Source organism: Cypionkella sp. PAMC25878, from assembly GCF_058135695.1.
This window is the reverse complement of sequence record NZ_CM176871.1, coordinates 301,876-321,974: the sequence shown is the minus strand read 5'-3', so window position 1 is coordinate 321,974 and position 20,099 is coordinate 301,876. Positions and strand designations below refer to the sequence as shown.

General features: G+C 57.9%; 17 protein-coding genes and 1 pseudogene. 10 read left to right on the top strand and 8 right to left on the bottom strand.

Going from position 1 to position 20,099, the window contains the following annotated elements:
- Positions 1 to 160: 160 nt before the first annotated feature.
- Positions 161 to 919, top strand: a complete 759-nt coding sequence (locus tag ACS5RD_RS01475; protein WP_489929689.1) for a DeoR/GlpR family DNA-binding transcription regulator — start codon at positions 161 to 163, stop codon at positions 917 to 919.
- Positions 920 to 1,092: 173 nt separating this feature from the next.
- On the opposite strand, the gene ACS5RD_RS01470 is transcribed toward ACS5RD_RS01475, so the two are convergent.
- Positions 1,093 to 2,406 (bottom strand): calcium-binding protein, encoded by a 1,314-nt coding sequence (locus ACS5RD_RS01470; RefSeq protein ID WP_489929688.1) that lies wholly within the window; start codon positions 2,404 to 2,406, stop codon positions 1,093 to 1,095.
- 589 nt (positions 2,407 to 2,995) lie between these two features.
- Between ACS5RD_RS01470 and ACS5RD_RS01465 the strand changes: the two genes are divergently transcribed.
- From ACS5RD_RS01465 to ACS5RD_RS01455, 3 genes are all read left to right on the top strand, one after another.
- Entirely contained in the window at positions 2,996 to 5,896 is a 2,901-nt protein-coding gene (locus ACS5RD_RS01465) for a PAS domain-containing hybrid sensor histidine kinase/response regulator (RefSeq protein WP_489929687.1), read from the top strand.
- A 154-nt stretch (positions 5,897 to 6,050) separates the two neighbouring features.
- Positions 6,051 to 6,467 (top strand): response regulator, encoded by a 417-nt coding sequence (locus ACS5RD_RS01460; RefSeq protein WP_489929686.1) that lies wholly within the window; start codon positions 6,051 to 6,053, stop codon positions 6,465 to 6,467.
- 71 nt (positions 6,468 to 6,538) lie between these two features.
- On the top strand, positions 6,539 to 8,944 hold the full coding sequence (locus ACS5RD_RS01455; RefSeq protein WP_489929685.1) for an ATP-binding protein: 2,406 nt from the start codon (positions 6,539 to 6,541) through the stop codon (positions 8,942 to 8,944).
- Positions 8,945 to 8,963: 19 nt separating this feature from the next.
- On the opposite strand, the gene ACS5RD_RS01450 is transcribed toward ACS5RD_RS01455, so the two are convergent.
- The 7 genes and pseudogenes from ACS5RD_RS01450 to ACS5RD_RS01420 form a co-directional block, all read right to left on the bottom strand.
- The gene (locus ACS5RD_RS01450; RefSeq protein WP_489929684.1) at positions 8,964 to 9,338 is read right to left on the bottom strand and encodes a hypothetical protein; all 375 of its coding nucleotides are present in this window, start codon (positions 9,336 to 9,338) and stop codon (positions 8,964 to 8,966) included.
- Positions 9,335 to 10,294, bottom strand: a complete 960-nt coding sequence (locus ACS5RD_RS01445) for a response regulator (RefSeq protein ID WP_489929683.1) — start codon at positions 10,292 to 10,294, stop codon at positions 9,335 to 9,337. The genes ACS5RD_RS01450 and ACS5RD_RS01445 overlap by 4 nt, the downstream gene beginning before the upstream one ends.
- Before the next feature lie 233 nt (positions 10,295 to 10,527).
- Positions 10,528 to 11,088: an MFS transporter gene (locus tag ACS5RD_RS01440; RefSeq protein ID WP_489929682.1), complete on the bottom strand. Its 561-nt coding sequence runs from the start codon at positions 11,086 to 11,088 to the stop codon at positions 10,528 to 10,530.
- 26 nt (positions 11,089 to 11,114) lie between these two features.
- Positions 11,115 to 11,872 (bottom strand): IS5 family transposase gene (locus ACS5RD_RS01435; RefSeq protein ID WP_489927796.1). Its coding sequence is split into 2 segments (ribosomal slippage): positions 11,115 to 11,554 and positions 11,554 to 11,872, totalling 759 coding nucleotides; the frame shifts between segments, so codons are not numbered across the junction.
- Between the two features lie 64 nt (positions 11,873 to 11,936).
- Positions 11,937 to 12,632: pseudogene (locus ACS5RD_RS01430) on the bottom strand (MFS transporter); the annotation flags it as partial.
- Entirely contained in the window at positions 12,629 to 13,639 is a 1,011-nt protein-coding gene (locus tag ACS5RD_RS01425; RefSeq protein WP_489929681.1) for an ArsJ-associated glyceraldehyde-3-phosphate dehydrogenase, read from the bottom strand. The pseudogene ACS5RD_RS01430 and the gene ACS5RD_RS01425, both read right to left, overlap by 4 nt.
- Before the next feature lie 3 nt (positions 13,640 to 13,642).
- Positions 13,643 to 14,464: a metalloregulator ArsR/SmtB family transcription factor gene (locus ACS5RD_RS01420; protein ID WP_489929680.1), complete on the bottom strand. Its 822-nt coding sequence runs from the start codon at positions 14,462 to 14,464 to the stop codon at positions 13,643 to 13,645.
- 179 nt (positions 14,465 to 14,643) lie between these two features.
- On the opposite strand from ACS5RD_RS01420, the gene ACS5RD_RS01415 reads away from it, so the two are divergent.
- Genes ACS5RD_RS01415 through ACS5RD_RS01390 form a run of 6 tightly spaced genes read left to right on the top strand, consistent with a single transcriptional unit; the run spans position 14,644 to position 20,034 of the window.
- Entirely contained in the window at positions 14,644 to 15,030 is a 387-nt protein-coding gene (locus ACS5RD_RS01415; protein WP_489929679.1) for a 5-carboxymethyl-2-hydroxymuconate Delta-isomerase, read from the top strand.
- 9 nt (positions 15,031 to 15,039) lie between these two features.
- A complete protein-coding gene (hpaE, locus tag ACS5RD_RS01410) occupies positions 15,040 to 16,557 on the top strand; it encodes a 5-carboxymethyl-2-hydroxymuconate semialdehyde dehydrogenase (protein ID WP_489929678.1) in 1,518 nt (505 codons plus the stop codon).
- 32 nt (positions 16,558 to 16,589) lie between these two features.
- The gene (hpaD, locus tag ACS5RD_RS01405; protein WP_489929677.1) at positions 16,590 to 17,570 is read left to right on the top strand and encodes a 3,4-dihydroxyphenylacetate 2,3-dioxygenase; all 981 of its coding nucleotides are present in this window, start codon (positions 16,590 to 16,592) and stop codon (positions 17,568 to 17,570) included.
- Entirely contained in the window at positions 17,567 to 18,427 is an 861-nt protein-coding gene (locus tag ACS5RD_RS01400; protein ID WP_489929676.1) for a fumarylacetoacetate hydrolase family protein, read from the top strand. The genes hpaD and ACS5RD_RS01400 overlap by 4 nt, the downstream gene beginning before the upstream one ends.
- Positions 18,427 to 19,230 (top strand): 2-oxo-hept-4-ene-1,7-dioate hydratase, encoded by an 804-nt coding sequence (gene hpaH, locus ACS5RD_RS01395; protein ID WP_489929675.1) that lies wholly within the window; start codon positions 18,427 to 18,429, stop codon positions 19,228 to 19,230. The genes ACS5RD_RS01400 and hpaH overlap by 1 nt, the downstream gene beginning before the upstream one ends.
- A gap of 9 nt (positions 19,231 to 19,239) precedes the next feature.
- Positions 19,240 to 20,034, top strand: a complete 795-nt coding sequence (locus ACS5RD_RS01390) for an aldolase/citrate lyase family protein (RefSeq protein ID WP_489929674.1) — start codon at positions 19,240 to 19,242, stop codon at positions 20,032 to 20,034.
- The last annotated feature ends 65 nt before the right edge of the window (positions 20,035 to 20,099 follow it).

Genomic DNA, 20,099 nt, shown 5'->3' with positions numbered 1-20,099 from the left:
CTGCTTTGATTTTGCTGCGATAATCTTAAATTCGCACAAATTCGCGCTGCGATGCGGCGTGAAATATCACTGCGACGCAGCGTGTTTTCGGCCTTGATCGGCGGCGCCACTTGCCCGAAAGATGCCGCTTACCCGGCGTCATCGCGCGAAAGGAAACTCCTTGGCCCTCAGCTTTCGACAGAGTGAGATTGTCGAAATTGCCCGCGCCGATGGCCGCGTGGTGGTTGAGGATCTCGCACAGCGCTTTGACGTGACCTTGCAGACCATTCGGCGCGATTTGACGGAACTGGCGGACTCGGGGCTTCTCGACCGGGTGCATGGCGGGGCGGTGCGGCGCACGGGGGTCACCAATCTGGGCTATGACGAGCGGCGGTATATGAATGAGGCAGCCAAGGCCGCGATCGCCAAGGCCTGTGCTGCGGCGATCCCGAATAATTGCTCAATCATCATCAACCTTGGCACCACTACCGAGGCGGTGGCGCGCGAGTTGCTGCAACATAGAAACATCACCGTGATCACCAACAACATGAACGTCGCCAATATTCTGGTGGCCAATGCAAGCTGCGACATCATGGTTGCGGGCGGGGCGTTCCGACGCTCGGACGGCGGCTTGGTGGGTGAGTTGACCACGCAGTTTTTTGAGCAGTTCAAGGTGGATTACGCGATCATCGGCAGTTCGGCCTTGGACGGCGATGGCGATCTGTTGGATTTCGATCTGGCCGAAGTGCGGGTGTCAAAAACCATCATTCGGCAGGCGCGGCGGGTGTTTCTGGTTTGCGATCAGTCAAAGCTGGGCCGCTCTGCTCCGGCACGGTTGGCGTCGCTGAGCGAGATCAGTGAAGTCTTCACGGATCAGCCTTTTCCCGAGGATTTGGCGCAGCGCTGTAGCGAGTGGGGCACCAAGATTAACTGCAACTAGCTGTGGTGGGTTTGTAAGGCAACGGTCGGGCGAAGTCTGCTAATGCCGTGATCCCGTAGGTCGTGCCAACAGGCACTTATCCATGTTGATCCGGGCGCGGCTTAGAAAATATCAGCGGCGCATCGCCATATCCTTCTAGGAAGGACAGGAAATGCCCCGCTGACAAATGTGGGCTATACGAACAGGAATTCGTGCGCCGCCAACGAAGCCAGCGATATGTTAGACAACGTGATAGTATTGACGCCAACTGTGATAACCGCATCGCCGTCGACGTTTGTGCTCAGGTGATTGGCCTTCAGATCCTCCCAGCTGGTGACAGCCTGCAATGCCCGCAGATCGATATACTCGGTAGGATTCAATACCGTGAAATCCTGAACAATGTCGTTGCCAAAAGCGCCTGCAAACACAAAAGTATCCCCCCCGGCACTGCCGAGCAGCGTATCATTACCACTGCCGCCCGTCACAATATCATTACCGAGCCCGCCATTGAGATAGTCATTGCCAACGTCGCCGAGGACCTTATCGTTGCCGCTACCGCCGTAAACAGAGTCGTCGCCAATACCGCCAGAAAGAAGGTTGTTTCCGATATTACCGACAATCCGATTTCCCAGATTGTTTCCAATAGCGTTAATATTGCCACCAACATCCAGCATTCTAAGATTTTCAAGATTCTGACTGTACGCCGCCATTTGGACGGTTATCGTAGTTTGAACAGCGTCGATTCCTTCGCCGACATTCTCGATGATCGAGTCACCCGCGAAATAAAGATAATATATGTCATCGCCCGTGCCGCCCGACAATATGTCTGCACCAGTGCCGCCATATAGGACGTCGTTGCCTGCACCGCCATCGAGGACGTCAGCACCAGCCTTTCCGTGCAGTACATCATTGTCGTTGCCACTGTTGATCGTATCGTTTCCATCCCCACCCGCTATGGAGTCCCTGCCGTCACCGCCAAAGATCAGATCGTCACCGGCTTGGCTCAAGATGCGGTCATTTCCAGCATTTCCGCTAATCGTATCTGCTCCGCCGCCGCCCAAAAGCAGGTTGTCACGGCCATTGCCAGTCAAGGCATCCGCGAAATTCGAGCCGGTTAGATTGGTAATCCCAATCAAAATATCGCCTTCTGCGTGTCCGCCATGGCCCGTGACCGCTTCAACCACACTGAGCGAGATGCCGGTGTTCAGCAAATTAAGCGCAAGCGGTGCGGCCGTTGAAAGGTCAACGGTCACGCCCGAGTCCGACGTTGTGTAAGTGGCGGTGTCATTGCCTGCTGCATCCACAGTCGCGCTTAGCAGATTTATATTCAGAACACCGCCGATGATGATATCTGCACCGGCGCCACCCTCGAACGTATCGTTCCCTAGAAAGCCGATCATCAGGTCATTGCCGCCCAATCCGAAGAATTGGTCGTCACCCAGTGCCGCAACCGCACCAAGCAGGCTTGGCATGATGTTGCTGCCGTTCGTTCCCGTAAAGGTTGTCATCTGAATCACTTATCCTATTGAGTTAAGCGAAGATAAACTCTTCGCAACACCCCCACCCATTAACAACCTAATGGAGATATTGATATAATTCAATCTTAGGTATATATATGCCATATGAAATCTTATCTTTAGTCTCTCTTGGGTTGTGTCGGCCCTGTTGACGTATTGCGAGAGGGTCAGGGCGCTCAGATATCGCGGCAATTACGGGCGTGCTGACATGGGGTCGTCTGAAAACGTCAAGAGGGAGCTGGGCGCGCGCGCAGGCCGGGCTGTCCGGGTCGGCACTGGCTCGATCTCGGGCGGGATCTTGCAGCGGCTTGACGCGACGGCAGCGCGGCTTCGTGATTGGGCGAAGGGATTTTCGGGGGAATCTGCTGCGGAAAGGGAGGCAGGCTACGTTCAGCCCTATGACTGTGGCCCAGAAACCGCTAGCAAAGGACAACCTATTGGGGAAGTTTGGTTGCAAAATATTGTGCCTTTGGTTGCAGTTCTTGGCAATCTTCTGGAATCTCGCAGACGTGGTGCCGCCTTAGCAGTTGACTCCGCGCTAGCGCAGCTTTGCCCTTTGATCCGTGTGAGTGGTGCGGTTGTGTATCTGCGCGGAGGCGACGGGTTGTGCCATCTGACCTATAGCGCGAGCGGGGCGGTGCCCGAGCAAATCGGTGTGTTGCCGCAGATATTGCCCACCGCTCTGGTTGCGCATTGGCTGGGCGATGGTGTGGCCGCTCAGGCGATGCCGATTTCCGCAGCGCGGTTTGTGCAGCGCGGCGACGGCGCAGATCACGGCCCGGAAGATTTCCTGTTTTTGCCGATGATGGAGAGCGGGCAATGCATCGGGGCCATCGGGTATGCTGCTTTGGGGGCGGAGCATTTTGACAGTGCGGCCTCGATGCAGATGTTGCGGGCGCTAACGGATATCTTGCAGGCCATTCTGGTGCAGGGTGTTGCTGCAGCCAAGCCAGGCGACGCCGATCAGCAGCCTAGGTCTGATTTGGGGCGCGCGCAGGATCATTTAGATGCCCTACAGGGCTACGACTCGATCGGTGCGGTGGTCAGTAAGCTGAAGGATCAGGAATCAGCGATGGCGGCGCTGGCGTCGGCGGCTGCCGCCTCGCACATGCGGCTGAACAATGCGATTCAGGCATTGCCCGACAGCGTGGTGATCTTTGATGCCGAGGATCGGCTTGTTGCGGTCAATGCGGCCTATCATCGGGCCTTCCCAGATCTTGCTAGTCATGCCGTTGTGGGTGTGACCTTGGGCGAGCTTTTGCGGGTTGGCTTGGAAAAGCAGGCGTTTCTGGGCGACTCGACTGAGGCGCAAAGAGAGGCGTGGCTGCAAAAACGGCTGTCGCAATATCAAAAGCCGCGCTGGGATGATGAGGTGCAACTGCCGGATGGGCGCTGGATGCACCGGGTCAGCACCCGCACCGCGGATGGTGGCGTGATTGCGATGGGCTTTGACATCACGGCGACGCGCAATCAGATCGCCGCATTGGACGCCGCCAACAGGAATCTGACTCAGGTGCTTGCCGACCGGCATCGGACCGAGCAACGCCTGAACGATATCATCGACGGCTCCGCTGTGGGCACTTGGGAGTTGGACGTCACCACCAACAAAATTCATGTCGGTGGGCGCTGGGAGGAAATCCTTGGGCTTGAGGTCGACAAATTGGGTGCTCTGAGTGTGCCCGACTTTCTTGCGATGCTCCATCCAGACGATCAAACGAAACTTGTGCGCATTGAGGATTTCAATCAGGACGCAAATGCGCCGTATGTCAGTGCTGAATTTCGGATGCGCCACAGCGACGGCCATTGGGTTTGGATACTTTCGCGCTACCGGGTGTCCGAGCGTACACCCGATGGCGCGCCGTTGCGGATATCTGGCGTGCACCTTGATGTCAGCGATCAAAAGCAGCTTGAGCAGGATGTTTTTGCCAGCCGGGCGTTCCTTCTGGACGTGATGGATGCCAGCAGTTCGGCGATTGTTGTGCTGGATGGATCGCATAGGATTTCTTATGTGAACCAAGAAGCGGAGCGTATTCTGGGGCCGATCTGCAGAATTGCGCCCGGCGAAGATTTCGACATTTCGGCGCTGAAGCTAGAGCATGTCGATGGCACAGGCTTGGCGGAAGACCAATCGCCGTTCAAACTGGCGCTGCGGGCGGTTGAGCCGCTACGCAACATCCAATGTGCGTTTTTACGCCCCGATGGCGGGCGCGGTATTCTGTCGTTTAATGCAACCCTGCTGGATATGGGCGACCAGCGCTTTGGGGTCGTTTCATTCTCGGATGTCACGGAAAGTCTGGCGGCGACCCAGCGTTTGCAAGACGCGCTGATGCGGGCCGAAGACATGAGTCGGGCGAAATCGACCTTTCTGGCCAATATGAGCCATGAGATCCGAACTCCGCTGAACGGGGTGCTGGGCATGGCCGAGGTTCTGGCGGACATTGTTGCCGAACCGTTGCAGCGTCAGATGGTCGATACTATCCGCAAGTCGGGGGAGACCTTGCTGACCGTGCTGAATGGAATCCTTGATATGTCCAAGATTGAGGCTGGTAAGATGGCGTTAGAATCGGCACCCTTTGTGCCGCTGGAACTGATCCGCCAAGCGGAAACGATCTATGCGATTGCTGCCGAAGAAAAGGGCGTGGCGTTTGAGGTGCTTGCGACGGCAGGCTGCGACAAACCCCGTTTGGGCGATGCGCATCGCTTGATGCAGGTGCTGAACAATTTGCTGAACAACGCCTTCAAGTTCACCGAGAAAGGCACGGTCACGCTGAAATTCTCGTGTCGGACCGGCAAGCCGGTTCAGATCGAGGTTTCGGACACCGGGATCGGCATGGATACGTCGCAGGTGGCGCGGGTGTTTGAGACTTTTGAGCAGGCTGACGGCAGCATGACACGCAGGTTTGGGGGCACCGGGCTTGGGCTGTCGATTGTCCGGGAGCTTGTGACCTTGATGGGCGGGACGATCTCAGCGGAAAGTGCGCCGGGGCTTGGCTCGATGTTTCGGATCGTGTTGCCGCTGCCCGAGGCAGAGAGCGCACCTTCAATGATGGTGAAGCCAAAAGCGGGTTCCTTACGCGAAGATGCGCTGGCAGGAGTGCGTCTTCTCTGCGCGGACGACAACGCAACCAATCGGCTGGTGTTGTCCGAGATGCTGGCCAGAACTGGCGCGGTGGCGACACAGGTTGAAAATGGCCGCGAGGCGGTTGAAGCTTGGGCCGCCGCGCTTGATCGCGGGGAACCCTTTGCCTTAGTGCTGCTGGATATCACCATGCCGGTGCTGGATGGGATGAGTGCGCTGGCAGAAATTCGCGCCATCGAATCGTCGTGCGGCTTGCCCCCGGTTTCGGCCGTTGCGGTGACGGCGCATGCGATGCCGACTCAGATCGCGGATTATCTTATCGGCGGTTTTGACAGCCATCTGGCCAAACCGTTCCGGCGATTTGATCTTTTGCACGCTTTGCACAGCCTTTTGCAGCTTTGACATCATTCAGCGCAACCTGTAGTTGTTAAGCAGCTGTAAGCCCTAGCAAATAGGCCAATTCCGCGGAATCTGGCCATTTTTCTGGCAAAAATTTATGCAATTCAGTTTATAGGGGAACAATGTTTTGTTTGCTCCATGTGACGGGTTGATCCAAATGACAGAAGCTGCTCCGCAGACCAAATTCCAAGTCCTGTTGGCCGAGGATGATGTGGTCAATCAAAGCATCGTTCAGGCGTTCCTGTTTGGGGTGAACGTCGAGTTGACGATTGCCTCGGATGGGCGGGAAGCTTTGGAAGCGGCGTTGACGCATCGCTTCGATCTGATGATCGTCGATCAGAACATGCCCTTCATTACCGGTGATCGAGTGATCCGTCATTTGCGGGCAGGACGGACGATGAATGCCACAACGCCAGTGATCCGGTTTACCGCCGCCGCAGATTTTCAGCCGTTCGATCTGAGCACCGTTGCCTCCTTGCTTGAGGTGACGTTGCCAAAACCACTGAGCAGACAGGACCTGCTTTCTACGGTGGGCGCGTTGTTGGGTGGCGTGGTGCCTCAGGCAAGCGTTTAAGCCAACATTTGCTTGACAGTGACAGGCCATCGTGAGGACCTGTTTTGAAAGAGTGAATGAAAAGGCTGAATGTGAGCACAGCAGATAACGCAGCAACGGGCACTTCAGGCGCGGGTTTTGGTGACACCGCTGCCAACGAAAATGCGGCAAGCCAACTGCTTCAAATTGAGGCGCTTCGTATCCTTGAGCAGGGCGTGGTGATCTACGACGCTGAAGACAGACATGTCTATTGCAACCAAACTTTCCGCGACTTCTATCCGTTGAGCGCGCCTGCATTTCTGCCGGGACGTCCATTTCAGGATATTCTGCGCTATTCTATTGCGCACGGCCAGATTGTTGAAGCCGAGGGCCGGGAAGATGCATGGATTGCTGAGCGGATTGCCAATCGTCGCACCGCCGGGCGAACCTCAGAGCGAACCCTGCTGGATGGGCGTGTTTTGCGTATTGTCGAGCATCCTTTGCCAAATGGCGCACTGATGGAGGTTCATACCGACATCAGCAAGCAATTCATGGCAGAACAAAAGTACAGCAATCTGATCAACGGCGCCGAGATTTGTTCGTGGGAATGGAATGTCATCACCAGCGAACACCACGTCAACGAATATTGGGCGGCGGTGCTGGGGTATCAGCTGGAAGAACTACGCCCGGTGACGTTTGAGACCTGGCGGGAAAGGGTGCATCCTGATGATTTGGAGGGCGCTGAAGCGCTGTTCAACAATCTATTCCTCGACCCGAATTATCTCTACAAGGCCGAGTATCGGCTGCGCCACAAGGCGGGTCACTGGATCTGGGTGCTCGATACGGGCCGTACGCTTCATCGTGCTGCAAACGGCTCTCCGGCGCTGATTATCGGCGCGCATGTCGATATCAGTGCGCAACGGGCGCGGGAAACCGCGCTGACGGAGGTGAAAGCAGAGCTGGAGCGATCCATTTCCGAACGCGCCAAGGTCGAACAGCGTTTGATCGACATTTCGGCGGTCTCAGATGGTTGGCTGTGGGAGATGGACAGCGACCGGCGCTTCGTCTTCGTGTTGGATGGCGCGTATTTCGATGATGGCGGCGTGCCGAAGGAGGGTCTGCTGGGCAAAACGCAGGAGGAGTGGTTGCAAACCAACCCCGATATGTTGCCGGGTATCGACTGGAGTATCATGCTGGCGGCGCTGAACTCGAATCAGCCGTTTCAAGATTTTGTCTATCGTGCGCCAAAATCGACCGATGGTATTGTGCGCTGGCGCCGAATGAGTGGCGCGCCGGTTTTTGACGAAGATGGCACCTTCGCCGGCTTTCGCGGTGTCGGTTCGGACGTCACGCAGCTTTATTTAGCCAAAGACCATGCTGAGGAAGCCAGCCGGACCAAATCAAAATTCTTGGCCAATATGAGCCACGAAATCCGCACCCCGTTGAACGGGGTTCTGGGCATGGCCGAACTTCTGGAGACTTCTCTGGAACAGCCAGACCAAAAGCGCATGATCGGCACCATCCGGCGTTCGGGAGAGGCCTTGCTGAACATTCTCAATGACATTTTGGACATGTCGAAGATTGAAGCTGGCAAGATCGAGTTCGAGGCGCTGCCGTTCAGCCCGCTTGATCTGGCCAAACGGATTGAAGATCAGTACGAATTGCGCGCCGACGAAAAGGGTTTGGATTTCGAGGTTCTGATCGGGTCCGGCGCGGAATTGTTACGGGTGGGTGATCCGCATCGGGTGCAGCAGGTGCTGCACAATCTGGTCAGCAATGCGATCAAATTCACCGATCGCGGTGAGGTGACGGTCAAGATCAGCGGACGTGCGACGATGCCGCTGGTGATCGAGGTGCGCGATAGCGGGATCGGCATGACACCGGAACAAGTGTCGCGTCTGCATGACGAGTTCAGCCAAGCCGACAGTTCGGTCACCCGGCGTTACGGCGGCACAGGTTTGGGCATGGCGATCACGCAGTCTTTGGTTGATCGGATGGGCGGCACGATCACGGTCGATTCCGCGCGCGGGCGCGGTACGACGATCAGCGTTTCGTTGCCACTGCCGCTGAGCACTGTTGCGGTCGACCGGGTTGCAAAAGCACCGATGGAATCTATTGGCCTTGCGGGGCTGCGCTTGCTGGCGGCTGACGATAACCAAACGAATTGCGCCGTGCTGGAAATGATGCTGGCCAGGCTTGGTGCCGAGGTGGTCATCGTCAACGATGGCGAACAAGCTGTGCAGGCTTGGGAAGCCGGGCGCTTTGACGCCATCTTGTTGGATATTGCGATGCCCGTGATGGACGGACCGACGGCTTTGCGGAAAATCCGCGAGCTTGAAGCGCTGCACGGCGTCCCGCCGATCCCGATCATTGCCGTGACCGCCAATGTGATGGCGCATCAGATCGCGGGTTATATCGCTTGGGGGTTTGACAGCTGTATCGGCAAGCCGATCAGCTCGATTGATCTGTCGCTGGCTGTCAGTGCTTTGGTTGGATCGGCAGCAAAACCCAAGCCATAAGGCAAGCTTACACTGCGCTTTAGTCGTCGAGCAGGGATTCCATTTCGATCAGAAGTGCCTCTAGTATGGGGTCGACGATGAGCCGGAAATATTCAGGATCGGCACATTTCGCCAGGTTTTCCGTGATGGCACGATCCAAGACACCTGCGAGTTGTCCGGTTCTGAAAAAGCCAAGCGTCGCGCCCACGCCGGAAATTTTATGGGCGATATCGGCAATCTTCGCCATCTCATCCTGTGGGTTTTCGCCATGCTGGACAAGCTTGCGATAGGCTTCAAAGGCCATGATGCGTTCAACAATCAAGCCACGAAACATCGCGCGCGCGGGTTCTAGCACCGCCGTCATGTCATTGGCCCCGCCGCCTGCTGATCCGCCAAAGTATTGCAATCCGGTCATGCGGCGCTCCACCACGGTTTGGGTTTTCCGTCTTGGCGTGATTGGGCAAGGTTCACCGCGTGATCAAGGATGCTTGTGGGATTGAACAGGCCAAAGAAAGAGGTGCGCGCCAGATCCCCGACTTTGATCTGCGGCAAGGGTAGGCGATCTGCCGCATAAAAGCTGGCGAAATCTTCGATGCCCGACTGTATCATCGCCTCCAGTTCAACCCGCTCGGTTGAGAGATTGTTCGACACGACAGCGACGAAATTGCCGGCCCCTGCGTAGGCCATCATCATCTGTTCGGACTTTACCGCATCACTGATGGCCGAAGCGACATCGCCCAGCATGTTCACAAAACCCAAGGGCGAGGACTTTTTGAAGAACAAGTGCGCATTTTTCACCGAAATGCCAAAGGCTGCGGTGGAGTACATCCGCTTGTTTCCCAGCATCAGCAGGTAGTTTTCAAGCGCAAGATATTCGACGCCGCGCTCAAATCCGGGGATCGGGAACGGGGTATCAAAATCCACGTCGATGGCGATGATGTCGTTGCGCTGGTCAAACTTCTTTTCGAGGGAAGCTGTGATGCTGCGTTCTTTCAGCAAACGCTCTGCCATGCCGATGCGGGCTTTCAGGTCGATCGGGTCAAGCGGCTTGGTGATATAGTCGGTCGCCCCAGCAGCAAACGCGTCATCTATGAAGCGTTTTCCGGTCATTGCCGTGATCATAACGATGGGTGTGCGCCGATAGACGGGCAAGTTGCGCACATGATTGCACAGTTGTATGCCACTCATGCCCGGCATCTGGAGGTCAAACAGCAGACAGTCAAATGCCTCAGCCGCGTCCGCCAGTTTGAGCAAGGCTTCATCGCCCGAGCGCGCGATGGTCACATTGGCTTTGCCAAGTGCGCCGAGCATCGGAAGCAAGACCCCCAGAAAAACCGGATCATCGTCTACCGCAAGGATCTTCATTGTCATCCCTTTCGCCTTATGCGCCTTCTGGTTGCATAGTACTGCGCGGCACTTTTCTAAACCTTATTGAAAAAGCTAAGTTCAAATTTTGTCAAATGTCGGGCAAATCGTTAACGGTATTGGTTTTGTCGCAAAATAATATCGCCATTTGGTTGTGTTGTCCATCGTGCGAGATGGGCAGATGGGTGACGCGCAAGCTTGCGGAAGCGAAGGGCTGGGCCATGCAATCGTCGTCGTGTTTAGGCGCTGGCCCGCAGGCTGGCCCGCAGTTTGCGTACAGCGACCCAACTGGCCGCGGCCATGACGCCTGCTGTGGCAAGGCACAATGGCAAACCCCCGATTTTATAGCTGATTCCCGACAATGCGGTTCCCAAAAGCCGACCCGCCGCGTTGGCCATGTAGTAGAAACCAACATCCATCGACACGCGGTCGGATGAAGCGAAGGCGAGGATCAGGTAGGAATGCACGGAGGAGTTCACCGCAAACACGAAGCCGAACAGCAACAACCCCGACGCGAGCGTCAGCGTGAACCAGAGCGCGGGCGTGGGGGCCGTCAGGGCGAGTGTAGCGAGCGTAAAGGGAATGGGTGTTAGCACTGCGGCCCAGCGTATCGCTTTGGCGGTGATGGCCGATTCTGACTCGTCTTTGACGCGTAATATCTGCGGGGAGAAAGCCTGAACCGCGCCATAGGCGATGGTCCAGAGCGCCATGAACCCGCCGATCAGAAAGAACGCGGATCGGCTGTTATCGGCTGAGCCATCCGACAGCACCGCGTGGAAATAGACCGGAACGCCGACCACGAACTAGGGTCCAGACTCATTGATCGTCAAAGCCAGAACAAGACGGTTGCGGCGAGAGCGACGGCGGAGAGGAAGACTTTTGGGCATCTGTCGTAACGTGTTGCCACCCGCCGCCAGTCTTTGAGACGGCCAAACATGATCTCAATCCGATTGCGGCGTTTGTATCGGCGTTTATCGTATTTGACAGGCTTCGCGCGTGACTTCCGGCCGGGGATGCAAGGCGTGATCCCCTTGTTTTTCAGGGCGTCTCGGAACCAGTCGGCGTCATAACCCCGGTCAGCCAGCAGCCACGTCGCTTTGGGTAAGCTGCCCAGTAAGGCCGCAGCGCCGGTGTAATCGCTGACCTGACCTGCGGTCATGAAGAAGCGGATCGGTCGGCCGTTTTCGTCAGTGACGGCATGCAGTTTGGTATTCATGCCACCTTTGGTCCGGCCAATCAGACGACCGCGCCCCCCTTTTTCACCCCAAGGCTTGAAGCCGTGCGGTGCGCCTTGAGATAGGTCGCGTCGATCATCACCGTCTTCGGGACCGCCGCCTCGGAGGCCAACCCTTCCATCATCCGGGCAAAGACGCCCATGTCGCCCCATCGCTTCCAACGGTTGTAAAGCGTCTTCGCCGGGCCGTATTCCTTCGGCGCGTCAGACCAACGCAAGCCATTGCGATTGATGAAGATAATGCCGCTCAAGACCCGACGATCATCGACACGCGGCACCCCGTGGCTCTTGGGAAAGAAGGGTTTAAGTCGAGCCATCTGCTCGTCCGTCAGCCAGTAAAGGTTGCTCATTGCTCAGTCTCCTTGCGGAGCCTGAATCACGGCTGCGTTGCAAAATCAATAGGTCCTGACCCTAAACATCTCTTGCGCCAAACAAGAATATCCGGGCCAGTGAGAGGCGATTGATCCGCGCATCCTTGGACCAGACCTGCGAGAATTTGGCGTCTTTCTGGCCGGCCGGCAGTCCTTTCGGCAGAAAGGCGATGATGGCCAGCAAGATCACCGCGAGAACGGCGGCCATCGCCCAGATTGCCGCTTTGAAGCCAATGAGGCCCAGCAAGGCCGCGCCGATGAAAAAGCCAAGGCCCTTCACGGCGTTCTTTGATCCGGTCAGAATGGCCACCCAGCGAAACAGCACGCCCTCGCCCTTAGGGGCCAGCACCTTGACCGCTGATTTCGACGACATCTTGGCCAGATCTTTGGCAACGCCAGAGGCACCCTGAACCGCCATTACGAAAGTGACCGAGGCCGCAACGCTCCATGCGGGGTCAAGCTGGGCGAGGACCGCGAGGGCGGCGATTTGCAGGCCAAGTCCAAGGTACAGCGTGGTGGCAAGACCAAACCGCGCCGCCAGCCAGCCTGCCGACAGATTGGTGATCACCCCGGCGAGTTCATAAAGCAGGAACAGCCACGCCAGTTGGATCGGGGAAAAGCCCAAGCCGTTGAAATGCAACAACACCAGCAAGCGCAGCGCGCCATCCGACAGCATGAAGGCCCAATAGGCCGCCGTCACTGCCGCATAGGCGCGCAGGCCGTTGGCTTGGTCAGTCATAGCGAGGCCGCCACCATTCGGACGACATCGGCCAGACGGCAGGAATAGCCCCATTCGTTGTCATACCATGCGTAGATCTTCACCTGCGTGCCGTTGATCACCATGGTCGAGGCTGCATCAATGATCGCCGAGCGCGGATCGTTGACATAGTCGGTTGAGACGAGGGGACGGGGCTCGTAGTCCAAGATGCCGTGCAAGGCACCTTCGGAGGCGGTTTTGAACAGCGCGTTCACCTCTTCCACTGTCGTCTCGCGCGCCACTTCAAACACGCAATCGGTGAGTGAGGCGTTCAGCAGCGGCACCCGCACGGCATGGCCGTTCAGGCGGCCTTTCAACTCGGGGTAAATCAGCGTGATTGCGGTGGCTGAACCGGTGCTGGTGGGGATCAGGTTCATCAGGGCGGACCGGGCGCGGCGCATATCCTTGGCCGGGCGATCGACGATGGTTTGGGTGTTGGTCACATCATGGATCGTGGTGATCGAGCCATGCCGGATACCAATGGCTTCGTGGATCACCTTGACCACGGGCGCGAGGCAGTTGGTGGTGCAACTGGCCGCCGTGATCAGATTGTGCTGGACTGGGTCATACAGGTGATGATTCACACCATAGACCAAGTTCAATGCTCCGCCATCTTTGACCGGGGCCGAAACCACCACCTTTTTGAAGCCAGCGGCATAATAGGGGGCCATCTTTGCCGCCGTCTTGAACACGCCAGTGCAGTCGATCACCAGATCAATCGCCATCTCGGCCAGCGGCAAATCCTCGATGTGTCTGGCTTGGGTGAGGCGGATCTGGTGCCCGGCCAAAGTCAGGCTGTCGGCATCATAGGAAATCGCGCGCGGCCAGCGGCCATGCACCGAATCAAATTCCATCAGCAGCGCATGTTGTTCTGGTTCACCGACAGGGTCGTTGATCAAGACGATCTCGCCGCCCGCGCCGGTGTCAATCAAATCGCGCAGGGCAAGTTTGCCAATTCGGCCAAGGCCATTGAGGGCAATGCGGGGCATGGGTTATTGCCTTCCGATGGTGTCAAGCTGCTGTTGCAGCGCGATTTTCTCAAGTTCCGCAAAAGGCAGGGCGGTGAAAGCCAGAATCCGGCGGCGCAGGCTTGCGAAAACATCGGCGAAGGCCAAAGCCCTTTCGGCATCTGTCCCCGTGGCTTTGACCGGATCGGGCAGACCCCAATGCGCGGTCATCGGCTGACCCGGCCAAGGCGCACATTCCTCTGCCGCGGCCTGATCGCAAACGGTGAACACGAAATCCATTTTGGGCGCCTCTGCCGTCTCAAACTCGGAGACATGTTTGGAGCGCAGGGTTGAGACATCCAAACCAGCCCGCGCCAGAACCTCGATGGCGAAGGGGTTCAACTGCGTGCCTGGCTTCGCGCCAGCAGAATAGGCCCGGAAGCGGCCTTGGCCAATATCATTCAACAGAGCCTCGGCAAAGATCGAGCGGGCAGAATTACCTGAACAGATGAACAGAACGTTCCAAGGGCGATTGGCCATGTCCGTCTCCATGGGGTTGAAAAGGGCGTCAGTGATCTCAGGGCGGTTTCGGCCTGCGTCGATGACCAGATAGCCAACCAGTGCCGACACTTGATCGAGCCGGATGCTGTAGAACAATGATCGGCCTTGGCGCTGCGCGCTGATCAGGCGGGCTTGCTCCAACTCTGACAGATGGTGAGACAGGGTGTTTGGCTTCATCTGCAAGGCTTCGGCAATTTCGGTTGGCCGCACGCCCTGCGGCGCAAAGCGCATCAGAAGACGAAACACGGCGAGGCGGCAGGGGTGGCCGAGGGTGGCAAAAGCCTGAGTGACCAAGTTGGATTCCATAATTCGAGAATATTAGAAATATGAGAAGTGCCAAGTGAAGCTTTTGTAACGGTTAGGCCTGACGTGGCTTTGGGAGAGAGTCACCGACAGTGGAAAAACCGCGCGGTCAAGCCGCCGCGTGGGCTTGACAGTTGCAGGGTTACTATTTAACGTGTTAATGATAATGAGGAGGGAATGATGTGCCGCATCTGACCATCGAGTATTCCGCTAATCTTGACAGCAACACCGATATGGCGGGGCTTTGCCGGGCGCTTCATGCGGCGATTTTGGCGACAGGTTTGTTCGAGTTGGGCGCGATCCGGGTGCGCGCCGTACGGTGTCCGGAGTTTGCAGTGGCGGATTTGTTGCCGGAAAACGCCTTCGCCGATCTGCGAATGCGGATTGGGGCAGGGCGCAGCGCGGCGGACAAGGCGCGGGTGGGCGAGATGATCTTTACCGCGGCAGCCGCGCATTTTGCGCCACTGTTTGGGATACCCCATTTCGCGTTGACGCTGGATATTTCCGAGCTCGACCCAGTGCTCAGCTGGAAGAAAAACGCCATCCATCCGCGCCTGCGCGCAAAATAGGGCACCGACATGTCTGATCTAAATACCAATATTGCCCGCGCTGACGACTATCTGGCGCGGTTCCGAAGCGAAGGCGTGCTGAACCACATCAATGGCAAGGCTGTGCCCGCGTTGGACGGCGAGACGTTTGAAATCATTTCCCCTGTCGATCTGAAGCCTCTGGCGCGGGTTGCGCAGGGCAAGGCGGCGGATGTGGCACAGGCGGCCGCGGCGGCGAAGGCCGCGTTTCCGGCGTGGCGGGCGATGGATGGCGAAGCCCGCAAGGCGCTGTTGCACAAGATCGCCGATGCGATTGAGGCGCGCGCCGAGGAGATCGCTTTTGTCGAGGCGATGGACACCGGGCAATCCATTCGCTTCATGTCGAAGGCGGCGCTCCGCGGGGCCGAGAATTTCCGTTATTTCGCCGATCTTGCCCCCAAGGCCCGCGATGGTCAGACCCTGCGCGCCAAGGGGCAGGTCAACATGACCACCCGCACGCCGATCGGTCCGGTAGGCATCATCACGCCGTGGAACACGCCGTTCATGCTCTCGACGTGGAAGATCGCTCCGGCACTGGCTGCAGGTTGCACGGTAGTACATAAGCCCGCCGAATTCTCGCCTTTGTCGGCGCGGTTGCTGGTGGAGATTGCGCAAAGTGCGGGCCTGCCTGCCGGGGTGTGGAATCTGGTGAACGGGTTTGGCGAAGATGCGGGGCGAGCGCTGACGGAACATCCCGATATCAAGGCGATTGGCTTTGTCGGAGAGTCCCGCACCGGGTCGATGATCATGAAGCAGGGCGCCGATACCCTGAAGCGGGTGCATTTTGAACTGGGCGGCAAAAACCCGGTGATCGTGTTCGCCGATGCTGATCTGGAGCGAGCGGCAGATGCTGCGGTGTTCATGATCTACTCGCTGAACGGCGAGCGTTGTACGTCGTCTTCGCGCCTGCTGGTGGAGGCTTCGATTTATGATCAGTTCACCGCGATGGTGGCTGAGAAGGCGAAGCGGATCGTGGTGGGGCATCCGCTGGACCCGAAAACCGTGGTCGGGCCGCTAATCCATCCCGTGCATGAGGCCAAGGTGCTGGAGTATATCGAGATTGGCCGCGCCGAAGGGGCGGTTGTGGCCGCAGGCGGTGGCAAATTTGCCGGGCCGGGGGGCGGCTGCTATGTCAGCCCGACGCTGTTTACCGGCGCGCATAACCAGATGCGTATCGCGCAGGAAGAAATCTTCGGCCCGGTGCTGACTGCCATTCCGTTCACGGATGAGGCCGGGGCCTTGGCGATTGCCAATGATGTACAATACGGGCTGACCGGCTATCTGTGGACATCGGATGTCACCCGCGCCTTCCGCTTCACTGATGCGTTGGAGGCAGGGATGATCTGGGTGAACTCGGAAAACATCCGCCATTTGCCGGCGCCGTTTGGTGGGGTGAAGAACTCCGGGATCGGCCGCGACGGTGCGGAGTGGTCGTTCGATTTCTACATGGAAACCAAGAATATAGCCTTTGCTACCCAAGCCCACGCCATTCCGAAACTTGGCGGCTGACACCACAATAATTGCTTCCAGGGAGGAAGAAAATGCCCGTTCCCAGCCCCGTGCTGTATCCGGCGTTCAACGTCATTCGTCTGAGCCACGTTGAGCTTGCCGTCAAAAATCTGGCCGCCAGCCGGGCATTCTACGCCGATCTGCTTGGCCTGCAAATCACCCATGAGGATGCCGATGCGATCTATCTGCGCGCGATGGAGGAGCGCGGCCATCATTGCGTGATCCTGCGAAAGTCGGATGCGGCAGCGGTTAATATGCTAGGCTTCAAGGTCTATGCCGAGGCCGATCTCGACGCCGCTTATACGTTCTTCGCGGAACAGGGTTTGCCGGTGGCATGGGTGGAGCGCCCGTTCATGGGTCGCACTTTACGCACGGCAGATCCGCATGGGATTCCGTTGGAATTCTACGCGAAGATGGACCGTTTGGCCCCGATCCATCAGAAATATGCGCTTTACCATGGCGTCAAACCACTGCGCATTGATCATTTCAACTGCTTTAGCCCTGATGTCGATGCCTCGGTTGCGTTCTACAATTCCTTTGGCTTCCGGGTGACGGAATATACCGAGGACGCCGCAAGCAAAAAGCTGTGGGCGGCATGGATGCACCGCAAGGGCGGGGTGCATGATATGGCCTTCACCAATGGCCGTGGCCCGCGCCTGCACCATCTTGCATTCTGGGTGCCGACACCGATGAACATCATCGACCTGCTCGATCTGATGGCGACGACGGGCTATGTTGCCAATATCGAGCGTGGGCCGGGACGGCATGGCATTTCCAACGCGTTTTTCCTGTATATCCTTGATCCAGATGGCCACCGCACCGAGATTTATTGCTCGGATTATCAGACGGTTGATCCTGATCTGGAACCGATTAAATGGGATCTGAAAGACCCGCAACGCCAGACTCTTTGGGGCGCGCCTGCGCCAAGAAGCTGGTTCGAGCATGGCTCGCTATTTTCTGGTATAGCGACGACAGAGGCTGTGCTGGCCGCCCAACCGATCATCGCACCATGAGATTTGCCAGTTACACACATCAAGGCCTCGCAGCATGGGGGGCGATCACCGATGCGGGTGTCATCCCGCTATCCGCACGCCATCCTGACATGCCGAGCTTGCGCGAAGTGATCGAACACGGCGCGTTGCCGCGCTTGACGGATATGGCTGCCGCGCTGAGCCCCGAAATCGCCTTGGCGGACATCACCTTTCAAATCCCGATCCCGAAGCCGGAAAAAATCCTTTGCGTCGGGGTCAACTTTCCGGACCGCAATGCAGAATATAAGGATGGCCAGGAAAATCCGCCGTATATGTCGCTGTTCCCGCGCTTTGCGCGCTCGTTCACCGGGCATGGTCAACCGCTGATCCGCCCGCCGGAAAGCCCGCAGCTGGATTATGAGGGCGAGGTGACGATTGTTATCGGCAAAGGCGGTCGCCGGATTGCCGAGGCCGACGCGTTAAGTCACATCGCCGCGCTGACCCTCTGCAACGAAGGCACTATCCGGGACTGGGTGCGTCACGCCAAATTCAACGTCACGCAGGGCAAGAACTGGGACCGCTCGGGTGCGCTCGGGCCGTGGATTGTGCCTTATGTGGACGAGTTGCAACTGGCCGACATTGGCTTGCAAACCCGGGTGAATGGCGAGGTGCGGCAATCGGATCGCACCAGCCGGATGATGTTCGGCTTCCGTCAGATCATCGCCTATATCTCAACCTTCACCACTTTGGTGCCGGGAGATGTGATTGTCTGCGGCACCCCCACCGGGGCGGGGGCGCGGTTTGATCCGCCGATCTGGCTGAAGCCCGGCGATGTGGTGGAGGTTGAGGCCGATGGCATTGGTATTCTACGCAACACCATCGCCGACGAGGTTCTCTGATGCTGTCGAAACCTGAGATTGACGCCGCCGCCACACGGCTTGTTGCGGCAGAGAAAACCCGAGTGCAGACCGGGCTGCTGTCGCTGTTACATCCGGCGATGACGATGGATGATGCCTATGCGGTGCAAGCCGCCTATGTGGCGCAGCGTCATGCCGAGGGGCGTCGCACGATTGGTTGGAAGATCGGACTGACCTCGAAGGCGATGCAATATGCGTTGAACATCATCACCCCGGATTCCGGCGTGCTGCTGGATGATATGGTGTTTGAGGATGGTGCGACGATTGCGGCGGATCGGTTTATCCAGCCAAGGATCGAGGCTGAATTGGCCTTTGTCTTGAAGACGCCGCTGCATGGCCCGGGCGTTTCAGTGACCGATGTGCTGAACGCCACCGACTACATCCTGCCCGCGTTGGAGATTTTGGACACCCGCATTCTGCGCGTGGACCCTGCATCCGGCAAACCTCGCACCATCGTTGATACGATTTCCGACAATGCCGCCAATGCGGGCATCGTCACGGGCGGGCGGGCGATGCGGCCGGATAGTTTTGATCCGCGCTGGGCCGGGGCGATTGTGATGCGCAATGCCGAGGTTGAGGAAACGGGGCTTGGCGCGGGGGTGTTGAACCAACCGGCGCGCGGCATTGCGTGGCTGGCCAATCGTCTGTCGCAGTATGGTCAACGCATCGAGGCGGGGCAGATCGTGCTTTCGGGGTCGTTCATCCGCCCGATTGAGGCGCGGCACGGTGACACCATTCTGGCGGACTTTGGCCCCTTGGGCACGGTCGGCTGTTTCTTTGCCTGAGGGATTGCCATGCCTGCCCCATTCAATACCTTTAAGGCGGGTCTTGCCGCAGGCCGCCCGCAAATCGGTCTTTGGCTGGGTCTGGCCAACCCGATCACGGCTGACCTTTGCGCCAATGCTGGGTTCGACTGGCTGCTGATCGACGGCGAACACGCGCCGAATGACATCCCCACCATTCTGGCGCAGGCGCAAGCCATCGGCCAGCGGTCGCATGTGATCGTGCGCCCGCCAGTGGGAGAGGTGCATCGGATCAAGCAAATCCTTGATCTGGGTGTGCAAACCATTCTTGTGCCGATGATCGAAACCGAAGCACAGGCAGCTGAGATGGCGCGCGCCATGCTGTATCCGCCGCAGGGCGTGCGCGGTGTGGGGGCTGCTTTGGCGCGCGCGTCGAATTTTGGGACCACGCCCGGCTATCTTGCCAGTGCCAATGCGCAGACCTGCCTGCTGTTGCAGATCGAAAGCCGCGCGGGGCTGGCGCAGCTTGATGCGATTGCCGCCACGCCGGGGGTGGATGGGATCTTCATTGGTCCGGCTGATCTGGCGGCTGATATGGGGTATCTGGGCAATCCGGCAGCGGCAGAGGTGCAGATGGCGGTCGAAGACGCTTTGAAGCGGATTATGTCGTTGGGCAAGGCTGCTGGCATCCTGACTTCTGATCGCGGCTTGGCGCAGCGCTATCTTGATCTGGGGGCCCGTTTTGTCGCCGTGGGCAGTGATGTTGGGTTGTTGTCTGGCGCAGCCGCAGAGTTGCGCGGGGCTTTTGCGGGTGCGGCGACCAGTCCGAAGCCTTCGGGTTACTAAGCCAGCGGGTTACTAAGAGGGAGGCTTTAGCCTCCCTCTATGGTCACGCTTCGCTTGCCGAACCC